At 62.5% G+C, this 23175-nt stretch carries 21 protein-coding genes; 10 read left to right on the top strand and 11 right to left on the bottom strand.

What is annotated here, in order from left to right:
• Window positions 1-122 precede the first annotated feature (122 nt).
• Entirely contained in the window at window positions 123-536 is a 414-nt protein-coding gene (locus NKH22_RS02790; protein ID WP_155922397.1) for a hypothetical protein, read from the top strand.
• On the opposite strand, the gene NKH22_RS02785 is transcribed toward NKH22_RS02790, so the two are convergent.
• Window positions 533-1006 (bottom strand): Lrp/AsnC family transcriptional regulator, encoded by a 474-nt coding sequence (locus tag NKH22_RS02785; RefSeq protein WP_023668897.1) that lies wholly within the window; start codon window positions 1004-1006, stop codon window positions 533-535. The genes NKH22_RS02790 and NKH22_RS02785 overlap by 4 nt on opposite strands.
• 155 nt (window positions 1007-1161) lie before the next feature.
• Between NKH22_RS02785 and ald the strand changes: the two genes are divergently transcribed.
• Together ald and NKH22_RS02775 are read left to right on the top strand one after the other, a co-directional pair.
• Window positions 1162-2277, top strand: coding sequence for an alanine dehydrogenase (ald, locus tag NKH22_RS02780; RefSeq protein WP_023688436.1), 1116 nt, complete (start codon window positions 1162-1164; stop codon window positions 2275-2277).
• 205 nt (window positions 2278-2482) lie between these two features.
• Window positions 2483-3763, top strand: coding sequence for an outer membrane protein (locus NKH22_RS02775; protein WP_031195686.1), 1281 nt, complete (start codon window positions 2483-2485; stop codon window positions 3761-3763).
• A gap of 390 nt (window positions 3764-4153) precedes the next feature.
• On the opposite strand, the gene NKH22_RS02770 is transcribed toward NKH22_RS02775, so the two are convergent.
• From NKH22_RS02770 to NKH22_RS02745, 5 genes are all read right to left on the bottom strand, one after another.
• The gene (locus NKH22_RS02770) at window positions 4154-4621 is read right to left on the bottom strand and encodes a DUF1203 domain-containing protein (protein ID WP_023736671.1); all 468 of its coding nucleotides are present in this window, start codon (window positions 4619-4621) and stop codon (window positions 4154-4156) included.
• A 258-nt stretch (window positions 4622-4879) separates the two neighbouring features.
• Window positions 4880-5443, bottom strand: a complete 564-nt coding sequence (locus tag NKH22_RS02760) for a GNAT family N-acetyltransferase (protein WP_023682574.1) — start codon at window positions 5441-5443, stop codon at window positions 4880-4882.
• Window positions 5444-5448: 5 nt separating this feature from the next.
• The gene (sseA, locus tag NKH22_RS02755) at window positions 5449-6300 is read right to left on the bottom strand and encodes a 3-mercaptopyruvate sulfurtransferase (RefSeq protein WP_023691267.1); all 852 of its coding nucleotides are present in this window, start codon (window positions 6298-6300) and stop codon (window positions 5449-5451) included.
• Window positions 6301-6395: 95 nt separating this feature from the next.
• Complete coding sequence (locus tag NKH22_RS02750) at window positions 6396-7139, bottom strand: alanyl-tRNA editing protein (RefSeq protein ID WP_023691265.1); 744 nt, start codon at window positions 7137-7139, stop codon at window positions 6396-6398.
• Entirely contained in the window at window positions 7139-8173 is a 1035-nt protein-coding gene (locus NKH22_RS02745) for a cysteine synthase A (RefSeq protein ID WP_352908902.1), read from the bottom strand. Before NKH22_RS02745 ends, NKH22_RS02750 begins: the two co-directional genes overlap by 1 nt.
• Window positions 8174-8497: 324 nt before the next feature.
• Here NKH22_RS02745 and NKH22_RS02740 point away from each other — a divergent pair, with 324 nt between their 5' ends.
• Together NKH22_RS02740 and NKH22_RS02735 are read left to right on the top strand one after the other, a co-directional pair.
• Entirely contained in the window at window positions 8498-9319 is an 822-nt protein-coding gene (locus tag NKH22_RS02740) for an SDR family oxidoreductase (RefSeq protein WP_023736675.1), read from the top strand.
• A 70-nt stretch (window positions 9320-9389) separates the two neighbouring features.
• Entirely contained in the window at window positions 9390-10370 is a 981-nt protein-coding gene (locus tag NKH22_RS02735; RefSeq protein ID WP_352908900.1) for an alpha/beta hydrolase, read from the top strand.
• A gap of 93 nt (window positions 10371-10463) precedes the next feature.
• Here the strand turns inward: NKH22_RS02735 and NKH22_RS02730 are convergent, their stop codons facing one another.
• Entirely contained in the window at window positions 10464-11900 is a 1437-nt protein-coding gene (locus tag NKH22_RS02730) for a DEAD/DEAH box helicase (protein ID WP_502908560.1), read from the bottom strand.
• 409 nt (window positions 11901-12309) lie between these two features.
• On the opposite strand from NKH22_RS02730, the gene NKH22_RS02725 reads away from it, so the two are divergent.
• On the top strand, window positions 12310-13842 hold the full coding sequence (locus NKH22_RS02725; RefSeq protein ID WP_352908899.1) for an acyl-CoA carboxylase subunit beta: 1533 nt from the start codon (window positions 12310-12312) through the stop codon (window positions 13840-13842).
• 6 nt (window positions 13843-13848) lie between these two features.
• Window positions 13849-14919, top strand: a complete 1071-nt coding sequence (locus NKH22_RS02720; RefSeq protein ID WP_023821354.1) for a M48 family metallopeptidase — start codon at window positions 13849-13851, stop codon at window positions 14917-14919.
• A gap of 25 nt (window positions 14920-14944) precedes the next feature.
• On the opposite strand, the gene NKH22_RS02715 is transcribed toward NKH22_RS02720, so the two are convergent.
• The 3 genes from NKH22_RS02715 to NKH22_RS02705 are packed head-to-tail and all read right to left on the bottom strand — an operon-like array spanning window position 14945 to window position 19159.
• Entirely contained in the window at window positions 14945-16945 is a 2001-nt protein-coding gene (locus tag NKH22_RS02715) for a hypothetical protein (protein WP_023821355.1), read from the bottom strand.
• Window positions 16942-18483 carry an NAD(P)H-hydrate dehydratase gene (locus tag NKH22_RS02710; RefSeq protein ID WP_352908898.1) on the bottom strand — a complete coding sequence of 514 codons (1542 nt, stop codon included), beginning with the start codon at window positions 18481-18483 and terminating at the stop codon, window positions 16942-16944. Before NKH22_RS02710 ends, NKH22_RS02715 begins: the two co-directional genes overlap by 4 nt.
• 19 nt (window positions 18484-18502) lie before the next feature.
• Complete coding sequence (locus NKH22_RS02705; RefSeq protein WP_155921587.1) at window positions 18503-19159, bottom strand: hypothetical protein; 657 nt, start codon at window positions 19157-19159, stop codon at window positions 18503-18505.
• Between the two features lie 484 nt (window positions 19160-19643).
• Here NKH22_RS02705 and NKH22_RS02700 point away from each other — a divergent pair, with 484 nt between their 5' ends.
• Both NKH22_RS02700 and glnA read left to right on the top strand, forming a co-directional pair.
• Window positions 19644-19982, top strand: a complete 339-nt coding sequence (locus tag NKH22_RS02700) for a P-II family nitrogen regulator (protein ID WP_023821357.1) — start codon at window positions 19644-19646, stop codon at window positions 19980-19982.
• 58 nt (window positions 19983-20040) lie between these two features.
• The gene (gene glnA / locus NKH22_RS02695; RefSeq protein ID WP_023672775.1) at window positions 20041-21450 is read left to right on the top strand and encodes a type I glutamate--ammonia ligase; all 1410 of its coding nucleotides are present in this window, start codon (window positions 20041-20043) and stop codon (window positions 21448-21450) included.
• Between the two features lie 137 nt (window positions 21451-21587).
• Here glnA and NKH22_RS02690 read toward each other — a convergent pair whose 3' ends face one another.
• Window positions 21588-22628, bottom strand: a complete 1041-nt coding sequence (locus NKH22_RS02690) for a glutamine synthetase beta-grasp domain-containing protein (RefSeq protein ID WP_023821359.1) — start codon at window positions 22626-22628, stop codon at window positions 21588-21590.
• Between the two features lie 316 nt (window positions 22629-22944).
• Here NKH22_RS02690 and NKH22_RS02685 point away from each other — a divergent pair, with 316 nt between their 5' ends.
• Window positions 22945-23142, top strand: coding sequence for a DUF2735 domain-containing protein (locus NKH22_RS02685; RefSeq protein ID WP_023734053.1), 198 nt, complete (start codon window positions 22945-22947; stop codon window positions 23140-23142).
• The last annotated feature ends 33 nt before the right edge of the window (window positions 23143-23175 follow it).

Genomic DNA, 23175 nt, shown 5'->3' with positions numbered 1-23175 from the left:
ACGTGGTCGATAAATACTCTTTAAGGGAACCATGCTGCAGCGAACCGCTTCGACATGCGCTTCGGGCGGATCCAACAGTGTCGAGCCGCTCTTGAATTGGCTGCTTCGCAACGGGTGGCGAGATGATCGGACGAACCATAGCAATTACCCTCGCAATTGCGTTTTCCCTTTCGCCTTTGCATGCGCAACCACGGCATCGTTTGCCGAGCGGCTACAAATGGGGCCGCTGCCTGCTTGTTGTTGGCGGTCAGACCCGCATATCCGGAAGGTGCTCTTATCAAATCGAGCAGGGCGGCGATTTCAATATCCAGGGACCGAAGCAAGTTTTTGCAGGGATCGACTATCCTGATCCGCATAGTGGCGCTGGTGAAATGTCTAAAGATTACTGGGCGGATGTCTACAAGGACGGTGATGTCTGGGCGGGCTATGCAAACTCCGACATTCGCGCCACCCACGGTGATGAACGCTGGGAAGAACTTCGCCGCGAAGGCGCATGCTATATCGGGAAGGACGTCCGAGTATGTTTGTGGCGTTAAGCCAGTTCCGGCTTCATTCCCATGGCGGTCCGATCGACGATCTCGCGCAGGGCAAAGGATGAGTTGATCTTGGTCACATGCGGCATCGCCGACAGCCACTCCTTGTGGATGCGCTCATAGTCGACCAGATCCTTGGCGGCGATGCGCAGGATATAGTCGTATTCGCCCGACATCAGGTGGCACGACAGCACATTCGGGCAGCGCTTGATCGCCGCCTCGAAATCCGACAGCGTCTTTTCGAACTGTCCCGACAGCGATATGTGCACGATCGCCGTCATCTGGTGACCGAGCGCTGCATTCGAAAGCCGGGCGTGATAGCCGCGGATGGTGCCGGATTTCTCCAGATTGTCGAGCCGGCGCGAACAGGCCGACTGCGACAGGCCGACCCTTTCGGCGAGCGCCGCATTGGGTATGCGGCCATCCTTCTGCAGTGCCTCGAGAATGGCGATATCGATCCTGTCGAGCGGCATTTCTCGTGATTCCTGCGAAATTTCCTTGATTTCGCGCAACGATTATCGAAACGCGTGACCCCGCGCAAGCGCATTCGCAAACACCTGCGCAACGATTTGTGGTTCACTCGGTTGATACAGGGAACGAGCCCGAAGGGCCGGATCAGGAGAAGACTATGCGCGTCGGTTGCCCCAAGGAAATCAAGAACCACGAATACCGCGTCGGCCTGACGCCGGGCTCCGTCCGCGAATATGTCGCGCATGGTCATGAAGTGCTGGTCGAAAGCGGCGCCGGCGCCGGCATCGGCGCCGATGACAATGCCTACCGCGCCGCCGGCGCCACCATCGCCAGGACCGCCGCCGACGTGTTCGCCAAGTCCGACATGATCGTCAAGGTCAAGGAGCCGCAGCCCAACGAATGGGCGCAGCTGCGCGACGGCCAGATCCTCTACACCTATCTGCACCTGGCCCCGGATCCGGAGCAGACCAAGGGCCTGCTCGCGTCCGGCGTCACCGCAATCGCCTATGAGACCGTAACCGACGACCGCGGCGGCCTGCCGCTCTTGGCGCCGATGTCGGAAGTTGCCGGCCGCCTGTCGATCCAGGCCGGCGCGACCGCGCTGCAGAAGGCCAATGGTGGCCGCGGCGTGCTGCTCGGCGGCGTGCCCGGCGTGCTGCCCGGCAAGGTCACCGTGCTCGGCGGCGGCGTCGTCGGCCTGCATGCCGCCCGCATGGCGGTCGGCCTCGGCGCCGACGTCACCATCATCGACCGCTCGATCCCGCGCCTGCGCCAGCTGGACGACCTCTTTACCGGCCGCGTCCACACCCGCTACTCCACAGTCGAGGCGCTTGAGGAAGAATGCTTCTCGGCCGACATCGTCGTCGGCGCCGTGCTCATCCCGGGTGCTGCTGCACCCAAGCTGGTGACCCGCGAAATGCTGTCGGGCATGAAGAAGGGCTCGGTGCTGGTGGACGTCGCTATCGACCAGGGCGGCTGCTTCGAGACTTCGCACGCCACCACCCATGCCGAGCCGACCTATGAGGTCGACGGCGTGATCCATTACTGCGTCGCCAACATGCCGGGCGCCGTGCCGGTGACCTCGGCGCACGCGCTCAACAACGCGACGCTGCATTATGGCCTGCAGCTGGCCGACAAGGGCCTGAAGGCGCTGGTCGACGACCACCATTTGCGCAACGGCCTCAATGTCCACAGGGGCAAGATCACCAATCGCGCCGTGGCCGAAGCACTCGGCTATGAGCTGGTCGAACCGAAAGTGGTTCTGGCTGCCTGACCTGACCTGGCATTTTGCCTCCCTTACCCGCCGGTTGTACCGGCGGGTTTTTCTTGGCTACAAGACCGCAAAACGCCCGCTCCAGGGCAAGGTGCAGCCCCTCTCGACAGCGCTTTTGCCTGTCGATGTGACATTTTTGTCATTCCAATATTAACGAGCATCCTGTTAGAACACGGACGGGTTTGTTCTATGCTAAGGGGCTAAAATGTTTATTTCTGCTAAATCCGTTCTTCTCGGCGCCGTTTCGGCAATGGCTTTGATATCGGTAGCGCATGCCGCCGACGTTGTGCAGCCGGTGGAAGAACCTGCCGGTTTCAACTGGAGCGGCGCCTATGTCGGCATCGGCGGCGGCTTCGGCGCCACCGTGCACCGCATCAGCGTCGACCCGTTTCTCGACTTCAATGGCATCGGCGGCAACGGCGTGTTTGGCGAAGTGACCGCCGGCTACGACTACATGGTCTCTGAACGCTTCCTGCTCGGCGGCTTCATCGACGCCAACATCGGGAATATCGGTCCGTCGATCAGCCTTCCGGGCGCTGATATCGACCTGACGAACGCTTATGGCTTCGACGTCGGCTTGCGCGCCGGCTATCTCTTGAACCCCAGTACGCTCGGCTATGTGCTCGGCGGCTACACTTGGAACCATTTCAAGCTCGAGGGTTCGGGCTTTGCCGACGGTCTTGATTTCACGGAGAACCGTGGCGGCTATGTCGTCGGCGTTGGTATGGAAACCGTGCTGCGCGGCAACTGGACGATCAAGACCGAGTACCGCTACGCCAACTATGGCGACGACTCGGTGGCTGACCTCGGCATTATCGGCGGCCCGGGAACCTCTCTGGATGTCGAGCCGTCCAGCCACACCTTCCACATCGCGGCCAATTACCGCTTCGGCGCCCAGAATGGCGGCGGTGCCTCGTTTGCTGCTCCGACCTACAACTGGACCGGCTTCTATGTCGGCGGCGCGCTTGGCGCCGGCACCGTGGTGCATGACCTGACGCTCGCCAGCGCCCTCGAATTGGATGGCATCGGCGGCGAAGGCGTGTTCGGCGAGGCGAGCATCGGTTACGACCATGATTTCGGCGGCTGGGTCGCCGGCGTTCTGGTCGACGCCCGCTATTCCGGCATACGCTCGAAGCTGGACATTCCGGGTGGGTCGATCAAGGGCGATGCCGACTATGGCTTCGATGCCCTGGCCCGCATCGGCGCCAAGGTCAACGAATCGACGCTGGCCTATGTCCTCGGCGGTTACAGCTGGCAGCATTTCGACCTGCATGCCTCCTCGCCCGTTGGCGACATCGTCGACTGGGGATCGAGCGGCTTCTCGGTCGGTGGCGGCCTGGAAACGGCCGTTTCCAGCAACATGACGCTTGGTCTCGAATACCGCTATTCGCAGTATGAGAAAGAAGATTTCGGCTCGGGCGGCTTCCTCACCGACGAGCCTTCCTTCCAGACCGTTCGCGTCGGCGCGAAGTATAAATTCAACTAAACGCCGCACACACACACGGCGAAGGCCCGTCGGTCAATTCCGGCGGGCTTTTTCTTTGCGCAAAATTCCTGGCGCCGGAATTGAACAGGCTGGCGGACATCAAAAAAGCGGAGCCAAAGCCCCGCTTCCTCGGTCATCGAGATCCCCGCCGGTTCATCCGCGGTCGGCAATCCATCGACGCTGGTCTTTTACCGAGAGAATGCGACGGGAGTACGACAAGTCCCAACCGCCATCGGCGTGCGTCGCCATGCCGGCGAGGATCGCGATGCTGTGTGAAGTGCTTCACATCCGCAATTCGAAAAGCATGCGCAGACAGGGATGCCAACTTGACGGATCGAGCCGTCACACGGTTCCCAACTGCCCGCCAGACCACCGGCGGGCATCTTTTTGTCAGAAACGCTCGATGCGGCACTGATAACAATTGTTGCGCGCCGAGCGGACGTGGACATAGGCGATGTCAGCGCGCTCAAACAGCGTCTCTGCCCGCGCCGCAATGCCGCCAGTCGGAATGACGCCGCCGCTGCCATAGACGATGCGGTCATCCGCACCATAGCCGCGCACGATATAGTCGCTGCTCTCAAGCATCTCTGGAAGCGCTTCTGTCTCGGCTGCGCGTTCGCATTCCTGCGCATGCAGGAAGATCGGTCCTGTCTCGGCGTAAGGCTGCAACGCCGGAAACGGCCGATAGGCCATGATCAGATAGCCATCGCCTTCGGCGACGTTTCTCAGGCAATGCCGGCACGGCACCCCGTCGCCATCTGAAACCTTCCGCTCCGGCGTTTGCCCGTAGGCGTCCGGCCCGCCGCGCTGCAGCGCTCTCACATCTTCTGTCGGCAAGGCTTTGAACTGGACGGTCATGGCTAAATCTCCGGTGTGGTTGACCGGAAATTATGCCCCCGCCGAGGTGCTTCCCACCCGATTCCTGTCAACTGTCAGCAGCCCGGCCAGTCTCAGGCCGGACTGCTTCGGCATTGGGCAGGTCCCGCGCCGGCTCAGCGGATGAAATCGTCGAAGCGGCGCAGCATCACCCGGCGCCTGCGCCAGTTCTCGTCCTGGGTCCGCACGAGCAGGAATTCCTCGCCATGAACGGTCGGTTCGGCCTTCAGTCGGAGAAAGTCACGGCCGCATGACGCTGGCCGAGCGCTCGGCGAACGACAGCGGATGCACGGTCTCCTTCTTTTGCGCCACCGGCGCAAAACCGAGCTTCTGGTAGAGCGGCAAGGCAGCCGGATGGTCGAGCGTGCAGGTCTGCACCGTTACCCGTTTCGGCCCATACGACCATGCTGCGGCAATCGCCGCACCGAGGAACCAACGGCCGATGCCTTGCCCGGTCGCATGTTCCATCATGCCGAAATAGGCGAGCTCGACTTCCTCTGGCAAATGCGGCTTGAGGTCGAAGAAACCGGCCGGCGCGCCGTCGAGATAAAGCACCCTGATGTCGCGGTCCTCGCGGTGGATCCCGGCGGCAAGCTCGTCATCGTCCAGCCTCAGCACATTGACCCAATGCCATTTGCGCCCGACCCGATCCATCAGATAGCGATAGAAATGCAGCGGAATGTCCTTGGTCCTGAGCAGCGCGATCTGCCTGTTGTAGGGCAAGGGCGGCGAATAGGCCGGCGGCACATGCATTTCCAGAAACGTGACCGTGACCTCGATGTCGTCCAGCGCGCCATTTTCCATCGCCATCATTCCTTGCCCGTCACCACGGGCGTGTCTGCCAGCCCGCCCCATTCCGTCCATGAGCCGTCGTAGAGCCGGTTGTCGGTGTGGCCGAGCGTCTCCAGCGCCAGAGTGACGACAGCCGCCGTGATGCCGGAACCGCAAGAGGTGACGACCGGTTTCGACAGATCGATACCGGCATCCTCAACGGCCTTGCGCAACTGGTCCTTCGACAACAGCGCGCCATCCTGTGACAGCGCCGAATAAGGCAAATTGTGCGCGCCGGGCATGTGGCCGGAGCGAACACCCGCGCGGGGCTCTGGCTCGGCGCCGGTGAAGCGGCCCGCGCCTCGGGCGTCCGCAATCTGGCTCTCGCCAGTCTCGACGATGCGGCGCATGTCGGCAAGGCTGGCGACGCGAGCGGCATCGAAATCGGCATGAAACACATTCGGCGCGATCTTGGTCGGCTCCGCCGTCACCGGCCGGCCCGCCGCCTTCCAGCGGTCGAAGCCGCCGTCGAGCACATAGACCTGGAACACGCCCATGACGCGGAACATCCACCAGGCGCGCGGCGCCGAGAAGAAACCCGGACCGTCATAGACGACAATGGTGTCGTCGGCCGAAATTCCCATGGCGCCTACATATTGCGCGAAATGCTGTGGCGAGGGCAGCGTGTGCGGCAGCTTGGCATCAGGATCGGAGGCCGCATCATGATCGAAGAATCGCGCACCCGGAATATGCGCAGCCTCATACTCGGCGCGCGCATCGCGCTTCTGCGCCGGCAGATACCAGGATGCATCGACGATCGTCAGGCCGGGCTCGCCAAGACGGCTCTGCAACCAGTCCGCATCGACGGTGAAAGGGCTGTCATCGGCCATTGTTCTTCTCCTGCTCCGCCTTGGCGAAGCATTGCTTCCTGTTGACCATGATCTTCCCCGAAAACCCGCTTCCACTTTTCGGGATCATGGTTCGTTCAAGCTACCGGCATTGGTCCGAAGCGAATGCGAAAACGCCGGTTTTCGCGGCCCTTCTTCTCGATCTTGCCGATATGGATTTCACCGACTTCGCCGGTGCTTTTGACATGGGTGCCGCCGCAGGGCTGGCTGTCGATCGAAGCGTTGTCGCCGATGCAGACCAGGCGGATCTTGCCGGTGCCGGCGGGCGGCCGGACAGTCTTGGATTTCACCAGGCCAGGATTGGCTGCCAGTTCCTCGTCGGTGATCAGCCTGACGAAGATCGGATGATCGGCCCGCACCAGCTCCATCAGCCCGGCGGTGACGTCTTCCCTGGTGAAGCCGGCATCGGGAGCGTCGAAGTCGACGCGGCTGTCATCTTCGGAAACCGCAGCACCGGTAATCGGAAACGGACAGACGACGGTGAGCAAATGGCAAGCTGCGTGCATGCGCATCAGGAGATGCCGCCGCTCCCAGTCGATGGCGAGTTTCACCCGCTCGCCCACCTCGGGTGCCGGCTGCTCCGGCGCCGGCACATGGATGATCTCGTCCTTGGTCTCGCCGGTGATGGTGGCGGCAATGGCGATGCGGCTGCCGTCCGCGCGCTCTAATGTGCCGGTATCGCCAGGCTGGCCGCCCGATGTGGCATAGAAGATGGTCCGGTCGAGAATGATGCCGCCGCGCTCGTTGATGGCGACAACGGTGGCGTCAGCCTCTCTGAGATAGGCGTCGTCGCGAAACAGCGCTTCTGTTCTGTGCGCCATCAGGCGACCTTCTCATACGGCACCGAAATTGTGCTGCGCTCATCCATCCAGCCCGGCACCGGCAGGTTCTTCTCACGCAGGAATTCCGGGTTGAACAGCTTCGACTGGTAGCGCGTGCCATAGTCGGCAAGGATGGTCACGATGGTGTGGCCGGGGCCAAGCTCGCGCGCCAGCCGGATCGCGCCGGCAATGTTGATGCCGGTCGAACCGCCGACGCACAGGCCTTCTTCCTGGATCATATCGAAGACGATCGGCAGCGCCTCTTCGTCCGGCACCTGGAACGAGAAGTCCGGCGTGAACCCATCGAGATTTGCCGTGATGCGCCCCTGCCCTATCCCTTCGGTGATCGAGCTGCCGTCGGACTTCAATTCGCCACTGGTGTAGAAGGAATAGAGCGCCGCACCCAGCGGATCGGCGAGCGCGATCTTGACGTTGCTGCTCTTGGCCTTCAGCCCGAAGGCGACGCCGGCCAGCGTTCCGCCCGAACCCACCGCCGAGACGAAACCGTCGACCTTGCCGCCGGTCTGCATCCAGATTTCTTCCGCCGTGGTGCGGATATGGCCGTCGCGATTGGCAACGTTGTCGAACTGGTTGGCCCAGATCGCGCCGTTCGGCTCCGACCTCGCCATCTGCTCGGCCAACCGCCCCGACAGTTTCACGTAATTGTTGGGGTTCTTGTAAGGCACCGCCGGCACTTCGATCAGCTCGGCACCAAGCAGCTTGATCGTGTCCTTCTTTTCCTGGCTCTGGGTGTCGGGAATAACGATCACTGTGCGATAGCCCAGCGCCTTGGCAACCAGCGTCAGGCCAATGCCGGTATTGCCTGCCGTGCCTTCGACGATGACCCCGCCCGGCTTCAACAGCCCGCGCTGTTCGGCGTCGCGGATGATGAACAGGCCGGCGCGATCCTTGACCGACTGGCCGGGGTTCATGAACTCGGCCTTGCCCAGGATCTCGCAGCCGGTCTGCTCCGAGGCCTTGTTGAGGCGGATCAGGGGCGTGTTGCCGATCGCTTCGATCACAGAACGGGGCATCCGGGATTCCTTATGTAGCTGCGGCGAGACCCTAGAAACCCGAAGCTTGCGTTTCAAGGCAAGAATTCGCCTGGTCCAGAGCATGATGCCGAAAAGTGTGAGCGGTTTTCGGCCGACATCATGCTCTATTCCCTTGATTCAGAGTCGGATGATGGCAGGTCTGTTCGATCTGCCATCATCCGACTCTGGGCGCATTTCGGGCACTGCAATCTCCCGCGGCCGGACATCGCGCGATGACGATCATTTCAACCAGTACGGAAAAGCGCTCTTTTCATTCGATTTTTTCACCGCTAGAGCACTAATGACAGATCGGCAGGGCGCAGAATGACACTTTACCGGGCCAACCCGAAGCACGGCGTCGCCTGGATAACCGGCGGCAGCAGCGGCATCGGCCGTGCGCTGGCCAAGGACCTCGCGGCAAAGGGCTTTGTCGTCGCGGTCACCGCACTCGACGGCGACCCACTCGACGCGCTCATCGTCGAGACGGCGCAGATGCCGGGACGTGTCGTGGCCTACCCTTGCGACGTCATCGATGAGCCGCGCATGGCAAGCACGGTGGCGGCGATTGAAAAGGAGCTCGGGCCGATCGTGCTCGCCGTCTTCAACGCCGGCAACTACATCGCCACGCCCGGCGAAGACCTCAGGGTCCGCGACTTTCGCCAGACCTTCGAGGTCAACTATTTCGGTATCATCAATGGCCTCGTCCCGCTGATGGAGCGCATGCGCATCCGTGCGCGCGGCCATATCGTGCTTGTCGGATCGGTTACCGCCTATTTCGGCTGGCCGACCACGGCGGCCTATGGCGGCTCGAAGGCGGCGATCAACATCCTGGCCGAGTCGCTGAAATACGATTTCGACAAGATGAATGTCCGGATCCAGGTGATGAATCCGGGCTTCATCGACACCCCGCTGACCGAAAAGAACATGCTGCCGATGCCGGGACTGATGCCGGTCAACCGCGCGTCGCGCCGCATGCTGCGCGGCATCGAGCATGGCGGCTTCGAGGTCACCTTCCCTCACCGGCTGAGCTGGGGGCTGAAGCTGCTGGCACTGCTGCCAAGGCCAGTCTGCCGGTGGTTCATCAGCACGGCGACCCGCTGGACAGGGCGGCCGCTGAATTTCGACCGCAAGCCGCCGAACGAATAGCTGTCCACAGCCCGGCTGTTGCCTGACTGCACCGGCCGCCATAGGCTTTGGAATTGTCGTGGAGTCTGAGATGGGGCGGCGGATCGTGCTTGCGGTGCTGGGCGTCGTCATCATCCTTGTCCTGGCCTTCCTGCTTGGTCCGCGCGTTCCCGTCGACACAACCATCAGATTCGACCCCAAGGTGATCGGCGACGATCCGCAAGCGTATGTCGCGCGCGAAGAGGCTGCCGTGCCCAACGTCCGCGACGCGCTCGAGAAAGAAATCATCTGGGCCGATCCGATGGTTCACGCCAGGACGCCATTGGCGATCGTCTATATCCATGGCTTTTCGGCATCGAAGGGCGAGGTTCGCCCGCTGGCCGACGAGGTCGCCGACCAACTCGACGCCAACCTTTTCTACACCCGCCTCACCGGTCATGGTCAGGACGGCGCCGCTATGGCGCAAGGCAGCGTCAATGCCTGGATCAACGACTATGAGGAGGCGCTCGCCATCGGCCGGGCCATCGGCGACAAGGTGATCGTCATCGGCACCTCGACCGGTGGATCGCTGGCGGCATGGGCGGCGACTGAGCCTGGCGCATCGGACGGCGTCGCTGCAATCGCATTCATCTCGCCGAATTTCGGCGTCAGGGCTGCAGGCGCCGAGCTGCTGACCATGCCCTGGGGCAGGCAGATCGCCGAGTTCGTCGGCGGCAAGGAGCGCAGCTTTCCGACCCGCAATGCGCTGCACGAGAAACTCTGGACGCACACATATCCAATGGCAGCCGTGCTACCGATGGCGGCGCTGACCAACCTTGCCTACGCAGCGCCTGTGGAGAAGGCAACCATACCGGCGCTGTTCATCTTCTCGGATTCCGACAAGGTGGTGCGCCAGGATCGCACCCGCGAAATCGCCGGCCGCTGGGGCGCACCGCATGAACTGGTGCCCGTCGACGACAATGGCGATCCCGACGACCACGTCATTGCCGGCGACGCGCTGTCGCCCCCGACCACGGCTTTCCTGGCGCAGCGGATCGTCGTGTGGGTGAAGGCAATTACCGGGCAGCCCTAAACGAAAAGGACGGCCGAAGCATTGCCCCGGCCGTCCTCATATTCAATCGTCAGCAATCAAGCCAGGCTCGACGAGCCTGACCGGTTCGTCTGATCAGGCAGCCCGCGCAGCGGGCCGCTTGCCGCCGAAGCGGCGCTTGTTGTTGCCCTTGAAGGCCTTGGCGCCTTCCGGCTTGCGCTCGCTTGCACCCGCAAAGGCCGGCTTGTCACCAAAACGCTTCTTGGCGAAGCCGTTGTTCTGGCCACCGGGCCGCCTGCCGTCGCGACGGCCATTGCGGTCGTTGCGATCATTGGCGGGCTCGAAGCGCTCGTTCTTTTCGGCCGGATTGCGCACCGGATCCGGGCTGCCGAGATGGTCGGCAACGATCGGCAGCTTGCTGCGGATGATGCGCTCGACCTGACGCAGCTTGCTGTTTTCGGAAGGATCGCAAAGCGTGATGGCGATGCCGTCCATGCCGTTACGGCCGGTACGTCCGATGCGGTGGACATAGCTTTCGGCCTCATCCGGCAGGTCGAAATTCACCACATGGCTGATGCCGGGAACGTCGATGCCGCGCGCCGCGATGTCGGTCGCGACGAGAATGCGCACCGAACCCTCGCGGAAATCGTTGAGCGCCTTCTGGCGGGCGTTCTGCGACTTGTTGCCGTGGATGACGGCGGCCTTGAAGCCGTCGCGCTCGAGGTCCTTGGTCACCCGGTCGGCGCCATGCTTGGTGCGCGAGAAGATGATGACGGACTTCATTGCCTCGTCGGCGAGCATCGTCGACAGCACCTGGCGCTTCTGCTTGGTGCGGGCAAAGACGACGCCCTGCACGATCTCGGCGGCCGCGGTGCTCTGCGGCGCGACTTCGACGCGGATCGGGTTCTTCAACAGGCCCTTCGCCAGCTCGGCGATTTCGTTGGGCATGGTGGCCGAGAACAGCACCGTCTGACGGTCGGGCGCGGTCGCCTTGGCGATCCGCTTGACGTCGTTGATGAAGCCCATGTCGAGCATGCGGTCACCCTCGTCCAGCACCAGCCATTTGGTGTCGGAGAGAATGAGGTCGCCCTCGCGCACCAGGTCGGTCAGGCGGCCGGGCGTGGCGATCAGGATGTCGACGCCGGGCGCAACCTTCTTCACCTGGCTGAAGCGCGAGACGCCGCCAAGCACGAGAGCGGTCGAGACATGCGCGCCCTTGGCGAGGATCTTGATGGTGTCCTCGATCTGGACGGCGAGTTCGCGCGTCGGCGCCAGGATCAGCGCACGGGTGGTCTTGGCCCGGCGCTTGGTGCCGAGCGCGATGATCTTCGACAGGATCGGCAGCGCGAAGGCCGCGGTCTTGCCGGAGCCGGTCTGGGCGATGCCGAAGATATCACGGCCTTCGATCTGCGGCGGGATCGCCTGCGTCTGGATCGGCTTCGGCTCGGTGAAGCCGGCGCCATGCGTCGCCTTGAGCAGCGCGCCGGTGACCCCAAGAGCTGCGAAACCGGTAAGGTCCGCAGTGGTGCCGGTCGAGATTGCGTTACCGGCTGAGGTGTTTTCGTTGGTCAAAATAGTCTTCTTTCACGCGGCCTTGGCCGCAAACATCGATGGCGGCAGGGCGCAACCTGCCGTCGAAAAATTTGATATGAAACGACAAGGCGGGCGGACGGTAACGTCCACTCGGCTGCGCTGTCGTGCCCGCAGGCGTCATGCCACGGGGCTCTTTCGCCACTTCGTGATGTATCGGAAAGAGAGGCCGATATACCGGAAAGAGGGAAAACAGACGCAACCAGTCTCATTTGTCGAGAAGGCCGGAATCTCCGGCCCAAGCGCCTATGGGCTGCATATGGCTGAGTTCGCTCCGGAATGCAAGGGGCCACATGTTGCAGCGCAGCAAAATCGACTGCGAAAGCGGCGCTTGCGCACGCCTGCAGCCATCATTACCACAAAGGCAGCTGCCATTTCTGGGGACCGAGCGATGAAGGACGTGCTGAAGGAACTTGAGCGCCGCCGCGAGATCGCCCGCATGGGCGGCGGCCAGGCCCGCATCGACGCCCAGCACAAGAAGGGCAAGCTCACCGCGCGCGAGCGCATCGATGTCTTTCTCGACGAAGGCTCGTTCGAGGAGTTCGACATGTATGTCGAGCATCGCTCGACCGACTTCGGCATGGAGAAAACCAAGATCGCCGGCGATGGTGTCGTCACCGGCTGGGGAACCGTCAATGGCCGTCCGGTCTATCTCTTCGCCAAGGATTTTACCGTCTTCGGCGGCTCGCTGTCGGAGGCTCATGCCGAAAAGGTCATCAAGGTGCAGGAGATGGCGCTACGCAACCGCGCGCCGATCATCGGCATCTACGACGCCGGCGGCGCCCGCATCCAGGAAGGCGTGGCGGCGCTAGGCGGCTATGCCGAGATCTTTCAGCGCAACGTGCTCGCATCCGGCGTCATTCCTCAGATTTCCGTGATCATGGGCCCGTGCGCCGGCGGCGACGTCTATTCGCCTGCGATGACCGACTTCATCTTCATGGTGCGCGACACCTCTTACATGTTCGTCACCGGGCCGGATGTGGTGAAGACGGTCACCAACGAGACGGTGACCGCCGAGAGCCTTGGCGGCGCGTCCGTCCACACGACGAAATCCTCGATCGCCGACGGCGCCTACGACAATGACGTCGAGGCGCTGTTGCAGATGCGCCGGCTGGTAGACCTTTTGCCAGCGTCAAATACGTCGGAGCTTAGTGAGATCGAGTGCTACCAGTCGGTCACCGACCATGATCTGTCGCTCGACCGGCTGATCCCGGACAACGCCAACAAGCCTTACGACATCAAGGAGCTGATCCTCAAAGTTGCCGATGAAGGCGATTTCTTCGAGATCCAGCAGAACTTCGCCAAGAACATCGTCACCGGTTTTGGCCGCGTCGAAGGCCGTACCGTCGGCTTCGTCGCCAACCAGCCGATGGTGCTGGCCGGCGTGCTCGATTCCGACGCAAGCCGCAAGGCGGCGCGCTTCGTGCGCTTCTGCGACTGTTTTTCCATTCCCATCGTCACCTTCGTCGACGTCCCCGGCTTCCTGCCCGGCACCGCGCAGGAATATGGCGGCCTGATCAAGCATGGCGCGAAACTCCTGTTTGCCTACGCCGAGGCGACCGTGCCGAAAATCACGGTCATCACCCGCAAAGCCTATGGCGGCGCCTATGACGTGATGGCCTCAAAGCACCTGCGCGGCGATATGAACTATGCCTGGCCGACGGCGCAGATCGCGGTGATGGGGGCGAGAGGCGCGGTCGAGATCATCTACCGCAAGGATATTGGCGACGCCGAAAAGATCGCAGCTCACACAAAGGCTTACGAGGACCGTTTCCTGTCGCCCTTCGTCGCCGCCGAACGCGGCTATGTCGACGAGGTGATCATGCCGCATTCGACCCGCCGCCGCATTGCCCGGGCACTGCGCATGCTGCGCAACAAGGACATGCAGAACCCTTGGAAGAAGCACGACAACATCCCGTTGTAACATCCAATGTCGCGACTGATCATCAGCGCCGGTCGGCGGTTTGGCAGGTTCACGGTCCTGTTTTTCGTTGTTCCCGCCCTCGTCGTCTTCTGCGTCTGGATGTCCCTGCTCGACAACCATCCGATCTGGTTTATGGCCAGCGGCTTTGTCGTCATGCCGATCGCCACCACGGCCTTGGCATTTCTGTTCGGCACATTGTTTGCGGGCTTCCGACGCAGCAAGATCAAAGGCGTCAGTGAAGCAGAAGCGCCCGACCTGTGGGCGCTGTGGCGGAGCGTCGCCGGACCGCGCCGTGCTGCGCGCACGGTTGTCATACTAGAGGGCAACCTGAACGCCAGCGTGCGCGAAGAGCGCACGCTTCTCGGCCTTCTCGGCAATCGGCTGTTTCTAACCATTGGCATCCCTCTCCTCGCAGTGACCGATGAAAGAGCGCTTGCCGCGATCCTTGCCCATGAGGACGCGCATGTGCGCAACAAGGATACCAATGGCAGCCTCAATCTCGCTGAGTTCGAAAACGGTTTCGGATTTGTCTTCGAGTATGCCCCGCCCGGAACCACGATCACAGGCAGCCTGCTCCACGCCGCTATCGGCTGGGTGGCGCAACCGTTCGAGCGGGAAGAAATCCGGCTTTCGCGCGAAGCGGAGATCAAGGCAGATCGACACGCGGCATCCTCCGGCGACGCCGAGCACGCCGCACGCGCGCTGTTGCTTCTTGCCACGGCAGACGTGCATTTCACGGAGACGGTCTATGACCCTTTGCAGCATGAATTGCGAGGTGCTTTGCGTCCGCCGCGAGCGCCGCTCGAGCGCGTGCTGGAAGCTGCCGGCCAGCTGCGAGAACCCATTTGCCTCAATGTTTGCGCCCGCAAGGCGTGGGCAAGCCCGGATGACGCAAAGTCTACCCATCCATCATGGGCTCAACGGCTGGCGGCGCTTGGCTACACGGAGCCGCCCGACCTGGACCCGATCGCCGTGACCGCGCTCTCGACGCTGCTGAACTCGAGCGTAGCACAGCGGCATATTGCGGAATTCGACACCAAATGGACTGCGCGGATGGAAGACTATCTCCAGCGCTGAACTGGTGGTCGCCCAACTCGCAGGCTCACTCCTCTTCCGCCGCGCCGAACCCCGCATCCCTGGGGGCGCTGGTCGCGGTCGCCCAAGGCGTTGCGTGGTTGTCGATGCGCATCTGGAAGATGAAATAGGTCGGCGAGCAGTAGCCGATGCCTTTTACCTTGTCGGCGCCCGGCGTGTCCGGCGGCAGCGACTGGCACATATAATCCTCGCGGCAGAAATGATCGGCCGAACATGCGGGACGGTTGCCGCGGTTGACCGCGCCGCCGAGGCACTGGTCGAAATTGTTGGTGGCGACGCAGGTGTCGAATTTCTTGCCGCCGACCATGCCGCAAATTTCCGATGGCATCGGCTTGCCCGTCTTGAAGGCGGCGAAGCTGCGGTCCTTGTCGTCGCAGGCGCGATAAGCGATGCCTGCCGGTACGCCGATTTTCGGTGGCCGGCAGGTGTAGGCGGTCCGCGAAAAGGTCGGCGCAAAAGCGGCGAACTGGCCGGTGATCTTGTAGCGGTCGTTGAACGGCTGAGACGGGTTGCTGGAGATCGACCCGGTCAGGCAGGGATGGCCCGAAAACATCTTTGGACTGTCCTTGGGCAACAGACATTGCGCCAGCGTGGTGCGCACGCCTGAGGCCGTCGCCAGCGGCGTGCAGACGGTGCCGCCACCGCATTGCCAAGTCGCGCCGAAGCGTTTTGCATCATCCGGCATCAGGCACGGCATCGCGATCTCGGCCGGGGCGTAGCCGACATCGCCGGCATCGGTCCATGTCGCCGGCGGCGCGAAGGACAGCGGCCGGTAGCGGTTCGGCTCCTTGCCTTCTTCCGTCGCGCGCAGCCAGGCCTCACGTCGCGGAATCTCGGCATGGAGATGCGGCGAGATGCCGACCTCGATCCGGTTGAGAGGCGACGTCGTTTTGTCGTCGAGGCCGATGAAGTGAAAGCCGGCCGTCGAGCCTGCCTGGTGGCAGCCCTGGCAGGCGCCATTGTCCAGCCGCTCGACCAGCGCCTCCGGTGTCCGCACCAGTTTCAGCGCCGCATAGTCCAGGCCGGCGAAATCCGCTGGCTGGAACAGCGGCGTGAACGGATGGTTGGCCTGTCTCGCGCTGCCGAAGGTCGACCACGAAATGATTTTCTTCGCCAGGAATTCGTCGGGGATTTCGTAGACGCCGAGATCGACCGCCGCGACATCGGCGATGACGTAGTCGGCGAGCCTTTTCTTGAGTGCAGCATTGTCCGAGAGCCGCGCAACGTCAGGCGTATTCTCCAGCGGCTTCTCGCTGATGGCAGCGCCATCGATGCCGAAGATCCGCATCAGATAGGCCGCCTGCCCGCCGAATTCGGTCTCCTGTCCCGAGGGAAAACGCACCACCTGCGCATTGAGCTCAAGCTGTTTGAAGTTCAGTTCCTCCGGTGCCAGCGGCCCGCCGGCCAGCCAGCCGGCATCAACGTTTTCGTCGATCTGCGGTGTCCAGCGCCCGGCAACGCCGACGCAGCCGCCATCGGCATCCGGCGCCACGCTGTAGACGGCGTTGAAATTGAATGGCAGCCGCGATGCCAGAACCTTGCCGTTCTTGCGGAAACTGTAGGCCAGGCGATAGACAAAGCGCACCTCGCCACAGCTCTTGTCACCTTGCAGCGCGGTGAAGTCACGCCGGTCCAGCCGGTTGACGACGCCGACCAGGCGGAAGCGCGCGGCCTCGGTCTTCAGCCAGCGCATATCCATGATGCGGCCGACATTGCCGTCGGTCACCTCGTAGAGCGTGCGCCCGCCGGCCTTTATCTCGGCCCGCAGCGTGGCAATATCGGCCGCAACCATGTCGACAACGGCACGATAGGCCGGCGCCTCACTGTAGAGCGTCTTCAGATCGCCCGGGCCGTCGACGGCGAAAATGCGGGCGAAGCCAAAACCCTTGGCATCGAGGGCGGCGAGCACCGCCGGATCGTCGACGATGGTCACGGGCTGTTCGGCGCGCACGCTATGCGACGCGAACAGTGCGATGACGGCCGCGATGACGAACGCGAAATGCTTCATCTGATCGCCACCTTCTGCCGTGCATCGACCAGTTCACGCAGCACCGGCACCAGGGCCAGCGGCAGATCCTCCGCGATCAATCCAGCACCGAAGCGGCTGCCGGCCTCGGCATGGATCCAGACAGCGGCGCAAGCTGCTTCGAAGGGCAACATGCCTTGCGCCAGCAGCGCGGCAATCATGCCGGCAAGCACGTCCCCTGACCCGGCGGTGGCCAGCCATGGCGCGCCATTGGCGTTGATCGCGGCGCGGCCGTCGGAAGCCGCGATGACGGTGTCGGCGCCCTTGTAGATGACAGTGGCGTTGGCGCGCGCCGCAGCCGCGCGAGCCTTGGCGAGCTTGGACAGACTTTTGTCGTCGGCGATGTCGGGAAACAGTCGGCCGAACTCGCCCTCATGCGGCGTCATGACCAATGCTGGCGCATCCGGCCTGCCGGCCGCCTCGAACAGCGTTGAGACCGCGTTGCGGAAAGACGTGATGCCGTCGGCATCGAGCACCAACCCTTCAACACCACCCTCTTGCCGTGTTCTGCCGAGCACGGCGAGGGCGAAATCGCGCGCCTTGTCACCAACACCAAAGCCCGGGCCGAGGACAAAGCTCGACGACCGGCGATCGCCGAGAAAGTCTTGCACGTCCTCGATAGCGCCGGCCTTGCGCAGCATGATCGCGGTCAGATGCGTGGCGTTCACCTGCATGGCATTGGCGGGAGACAGCACGGTCACGGCCCCTGCCCCGCTTCTTGCAGCGGCAAGTGCGGCCAACCGCGCCGCACCCGTCGCCGACGATCCGCCGGAGAAGACGCCGACATGGCCGCGTTTGTATTTGTGTGCATCGACCGCCGGCACCGGCAACGCGTCGAGCCAGAACGCCGGCTTGTTTTCGAATGCGCGCGGCGCGACCTGAGCGATGATGTCGTCGCCAATGCCGATATCGGCGACGACGATCTCGCCGCATCGGTCCCGGCCGGGCAACAGCAGATGCCCCGGTTTCTTGCGCGCGAAGGTGACGGTGATGTCGGCACGAAATGCCGTGCCGAGAATGTCGCCGCTGTCACCTGAGACACCTGAAGGCAAATCGACGGCAACAACAGACTGGCGGGCGGCACTGTCCACCGCGCGTGCGGCATCTCCCGAAATGTCCTTGGACAATCCCGCGCCATAGAGAGCATCGACAATCAACGAGCCTGGCTCGGCGGCAAAAGCCGCTAGCGGCTTGCGCTCCAGCAGGCATTGGGCCGCGGAGATCGCGGCATCGCTGCCTGTCCTCGGTTCGCCTGACGCCCACAGCGCGACATCGACACCCGTCTCCGCCAGCAGCCGCGCCACGACAAAGCCGTCGCCGCCATTATTGCCGGGGCCGCACAGCACATGCACCCTAGTGGCTGAAGGATAGCGCGCCAACACCACCGCCGCGACCGCTTCGCCGGCGCGCTTCATCAGGCCATGGCCGTCCAGTGGACCGGCCGCGATTGCCAACCGGTCGGCATCCGCCATCTCGGTCGGCGACAGCAGTTCCAATTTGGCGCCGGCTGGCAAACCCATCGCTGGTACGTCCTTCGGTTCATCCGCCTTGCGTGGCAGCGTCGGGAGCTCGGCCGGACACGAGGCCCGGATCGACCTTTGAGGCGTAGATCGCCGATTCCATGACGATGGTGAGACCGAGCTTCGGGTCGAGCAAATCCTTGGCCTGACCGAGAATCAACGCCGCCACATTGGCGGTGATGGCCGGCCAATTGGTCACATCGGCCTCGCCATAGACAATTGTCGCATTCGGCAGACGGCCGGTCAGACACGTCACCGCCATTGGCCAGGCAAATCCAAGCAATTTCCTGACCGGGAAATGCGGATGATGATTTCTGCCGACCGACGGCAGCCCCTCCAGTGGGCCGCCCAGCGTCTGCGAGACATGGGCGAACATGGCCTCCAGCGAAGGCATACCATTCGGCGGCAGGCCGTTGTTGATCGCCGTTCCGGCAGCGAGGTTCCAGAGCCGCTCCGGAGCCTTCTTGTCGTCGCGGGCAAAGAGCATCTCGTTCAGCGGCTCGCCGAACAGGAAACGCGACCCGTCCTTGGTCGTCACGATGTCTAGCTCGGGTGTGCGGCCGCTGAGCAGAGCGCACTGCGCGGCAAAGCCGGCAATCGCTCCCGCAGCCGAAACGATGGTCTCGGCATGGATGCGTCCATTCACCGCCAAAAGCTGCGGAAGATTGTCGCGCAAATGTCCGAATGCAAAGTTGCAGGCGGCGCTGTCAGGTTTGTCGCGCCATGGAAAATCCACGGCCCGCGGTGGTCCGCCACCAGTCGAACCGCTACCGGAGCCGGCAGAGCCACGTGAAGACTGCCCGCGCCCAAATACACCCTTCATTCGTCCACCTTTCACTGCGTCGTTGACGCGGATATGCCCACACCGGGAATGATGGGTCAAATCTGCCAGGCCGCCCAACTGCACGGATCCGCGCGGGCCTGCAAAATGCGCAATCTGCCTAATTATCGTGCAGACGCCCGAAGCGGCAATGTGTAGGCTTCGGGCAGCTTTGCCGCAGCCGAAGCAGAGGATGACGCGAATGTGCATCCCGGCGCGGCGCGGCATTGGAATTGCGCGAAACCGCTTCGCGTGGGCTGAAATTGGCACAGTTCGTGCTTGATGGAGGCGCAAGCGGGGCGCACAACCCGTTTTTTTGGCAGTGGAGGCCACTTTTTACATGAAAAAGATCGAAGCGATCATCAAGCCGTTCAAGCTAGACGAAGTGAAGGAAGCGCTTCAGGAGGCCGGTCTGCAAGGCATTACCGTCACCGAGGCTAAGGGCTTTGGCCGCCAGAAAGGCCATACCGAACTCTATCGCGGCGCCGAATATGTCGTCGACTTCCTGCCCAAGGTGAAGATCGAAGTGGTGCTGGGCAACGACGCCGTCGAAGGCGCCATCGAAGCCATCCGCAAGGCGGCGCAGACCGGCCGCATCGGCGACGGCAAGATCTTCGTCTCCAACATCGAGGAGGTCGTTCGCATCCGTACCGGCGAAACGGGGATGGACGCCGTCTGAGCTTTCTGATTTCAGATTAACGTCTCCTCGAAACGTCATCACACAGGGAAGAAACGACATGACGACAGCCAAAGACATCATGAAGCAGATCAAGGACAACGACGTGAAATTCGTCGACCTGCGCTTCACCGATCCGAAGGGCAAGCTGCAGCACGTGACGATGGATGTCATCGAGGTCGAGGAAGACATGTTCGCCGACGGCGTCATGTTCGACGGCTCCTCGATCGCCGGCTGGAAGGCGATCAACGAGTCCGACATGGTGCTGATGCCCGATGCGGACACCGTCCACATGGATCCGTTCTTCGCCCAGTCGACCATGGTCATCCTGTGCGACATTCTCGATCCGGTATCCGGCGAATCCTACAACCGCGACCCGCGCGGCACCGCCAAGAAGGCCGAGGCCTACATGAAGGCCGAAGGCATCGGCGACACCATCTATGTCGGCCCCGAAGCCGAGTTCTTCGTCTTCGACGACGTCAAGTACAAGGCCGATCCCTACAACACCGGGTTCAAGCTGGACTCGACCGAACTGCCGTCCAACGACGACACCGACTACGAGACCGGCAATCTCGGCCACCGCCCGCGCGTCAAGGGCGGCTACTTCCCTGTGCCGCCGATCGACAGCGCGCAGGACATGCGCTCCGAAATGCTGACCGTGCTCGCCGAAATGGGCGTGCGCGTCGAAAAGCACCATCACGAGGTTGCCGCTGCCCAGCACGAGCTCGGCATCAAGTTCGACACGCTGGTCCGCAACGCCGACAAGATGCTGATCTACAAATATGTCGTGCACCAGGTCGCCAACGCCTATGGCAAGACGGCCACCTTCATGCCGAAGCCGATTTTCGGCGACAACGGCTCGGGCATGCACGTCCACCAGTCGATCTGGAAGAACGGCAAGCCGACCTTCGCCGGCAATGAATATGCCGGCCTGTCGGAGTCGTGCCTGTTCTACATCGGCGGCATCATCAAGCACGCCAAGGCGATCAACGCCTTCACCAACCCGCTGACCAACTCCTACAAGCGCCTTGTGCCTGGCTATGAAGCCCCGGTGCTGCTCGCCTACTCCGCGCGCAACCGTTCGGCCTCCTGCCGCATTCCGTTCGGCTCGTCCCCGAAAGCCAAGCGCGTCGAGGTCCGCTTCCCCGATCCAGGCGCGAACCCCTACCTCGCTTTCGCCGCCATGCTGATGGCCGGCCTCGACGGCATCAAGAACAAGATCCACCCGGGACAGCCGATGGACAAGGATCTTTACGATCTGCCGCCGAAGGAACTGAAGAAGATTCCGACCGTCTGCGGTTCGCTGCGCGAAGCGCTGCAAAGCTTGGACAAGGACCGCGGCTTCCTGAAAGCCGGCGGCGTCTTCGACGACGACCAGATCGACAGCTACATCGAGCTCAAGATGGCCGAAGTGATGCGCTTCGAAATGACCCCGCATCCAGTCGAATACGACATGTACTATTCGGTCTGAGCGATAAGCCTCAGCGCCAAGGAAAAACCCCGGCGTCAGTTCAGACGCCGGGGTTTTTGTTTGACCAATAGCAGACCGTAGACGTGGTAGCAGCAGGCTACGGCGCAGGCTTACGAAGCCTGCGCCGCTATAGATGCTTAGGCGGCCGCCGAAACCTGCGCGCTGGTCGAAACCTCCGCGATGGTCTTCAGGATCTGCGAAGCGATCTGATAGGGGTCGCCTTGCGAATTCGGGCGGCGGTCTTCCAGGTAGCCCTTGTAGTCATTGTTGACGAAGGAATGCGGCACGCGGATCGAGGCGCCTCGGTCGGCGATGCCGTAGCTGAAGCGGTTCCACGGAGCGGTCTCATGCTTGCCGGTCAGGCGCTTGTCGTTGTCCGGGCCGTAGACGGCGATGTGGTCCATCAGGTTCTTGTCGAATTGAGCCATCAGCGCTTCGAAATAGGCCTTGCCGCCGACTTCGCGCATATAGGCGGTCGAGAAGTTGGCGTGCATGCCCGAGCCGTTCCAGTCGGTGTCGCCGAGCGGCTTGCAGTGATACTCGATGTCGATCTCGTATTTTTCGGTCAGGCGCTGCAAGAGATAGCGGGCCATCCACATCTGGTCGGCGGCCTTCTTGGAGCCCTTGCCGAAAATCTGGAATTCCCACTGGCCCTTCGCCACTTCGGCGTTGATGCCTTCATGGTTGATGCCTGCTGCGAGGCAGAGGTCGAGATGCTCCTCGACGATCTGGCGCGCGATCGGGCCGACATTCGAATAGCCGACGCCGGTGTAGTACGGGCCCTGCGGCGCCGGATAGCCGCTCTCGGGGAAGCCGAGCGGACGGCCGTCCTTGTAGAAGAAATACTCCTGCTCGAAGCCGAACCAGGCGCCCTCGTCATCGAGAATGGTGGCGCGCTTGTTGGAGGCATGCGGCGTCACGCCATCGGGCATCATCACTTCGCACATCACCAGCACGCCATTGCTGCGGGCCGGGTCCGGGAATACGGCGACCGGCTTCAGCACGCAGTCGGAGCTGTGGCCTTCGGCCTGCTGCGTCGAGGAGCCGTCGAAGCCCCACAGCGGCAGCTGCTCGAGCGTCGGGAACTCGGCGAACTCCTTGACCTGGGTCTTGCCGCGAAGATTGGGGACCGGGGTGTAACCATCGAGCCAGATATACTCGAGCTTGTATTTCGTCATTCTAGAGCCTCTCGTTGCTTGATCACCGAACCTGGATGACGCCGGCGCGCCGAGCCATCCAGCAGCCCAGCTGCCTGTCGATAAAATGCAAATCGTGTGCCACTTCAGTTGGTCAGGGCGCGGCAAAAATGCCCTTTCATCCCGCCGGTGAAGGCAAGCCGCCTAAGCAATGCGCCCGGATCAATCAAAGGCAGAATTTGCTTAAATAACAGGCAAATGCCGATCTTTCTTTAGGCATCTTGCCTAAAAGGATTGCAGGACCTACCTTGATGGAAAGATGAATCGAAGAGCCTCTCCAGAAGAAAGGAGACCGACCATGGAAATCACCTCAGCCCGTCCGTCGGCCAAAATCCTGATGTTCCCGGCGGCATCGCGTGCATCTGCCTCAAATTTAGGCGTAAAGGCCAAGTTTGCGGCAGAGCTTGCTTCGCTGCGCGATCACCCGCTTGCCCATGGCGAGGCCTGGTATCATGAGGCCGCCATTGCGGACGCCGAACAGCCTCGCAAGAGCTAGGCGTCTTCCGCGCTGATAGATCGAACAGGCCCA

The sequence above is a fragment of the Mesorhizobium sp. M1252 genome (genome assembly GCF_040318265.1).
Classification (GTDB): domain Bacteria; phylum Pseudomonadota; class Alphaproteobacteria; order Rhizobiales; family Rhizobiaceae; genus Mesorhizobium.
This window is presented reverse-complemented; position numbering and strand designations above follow the sequence as displayed.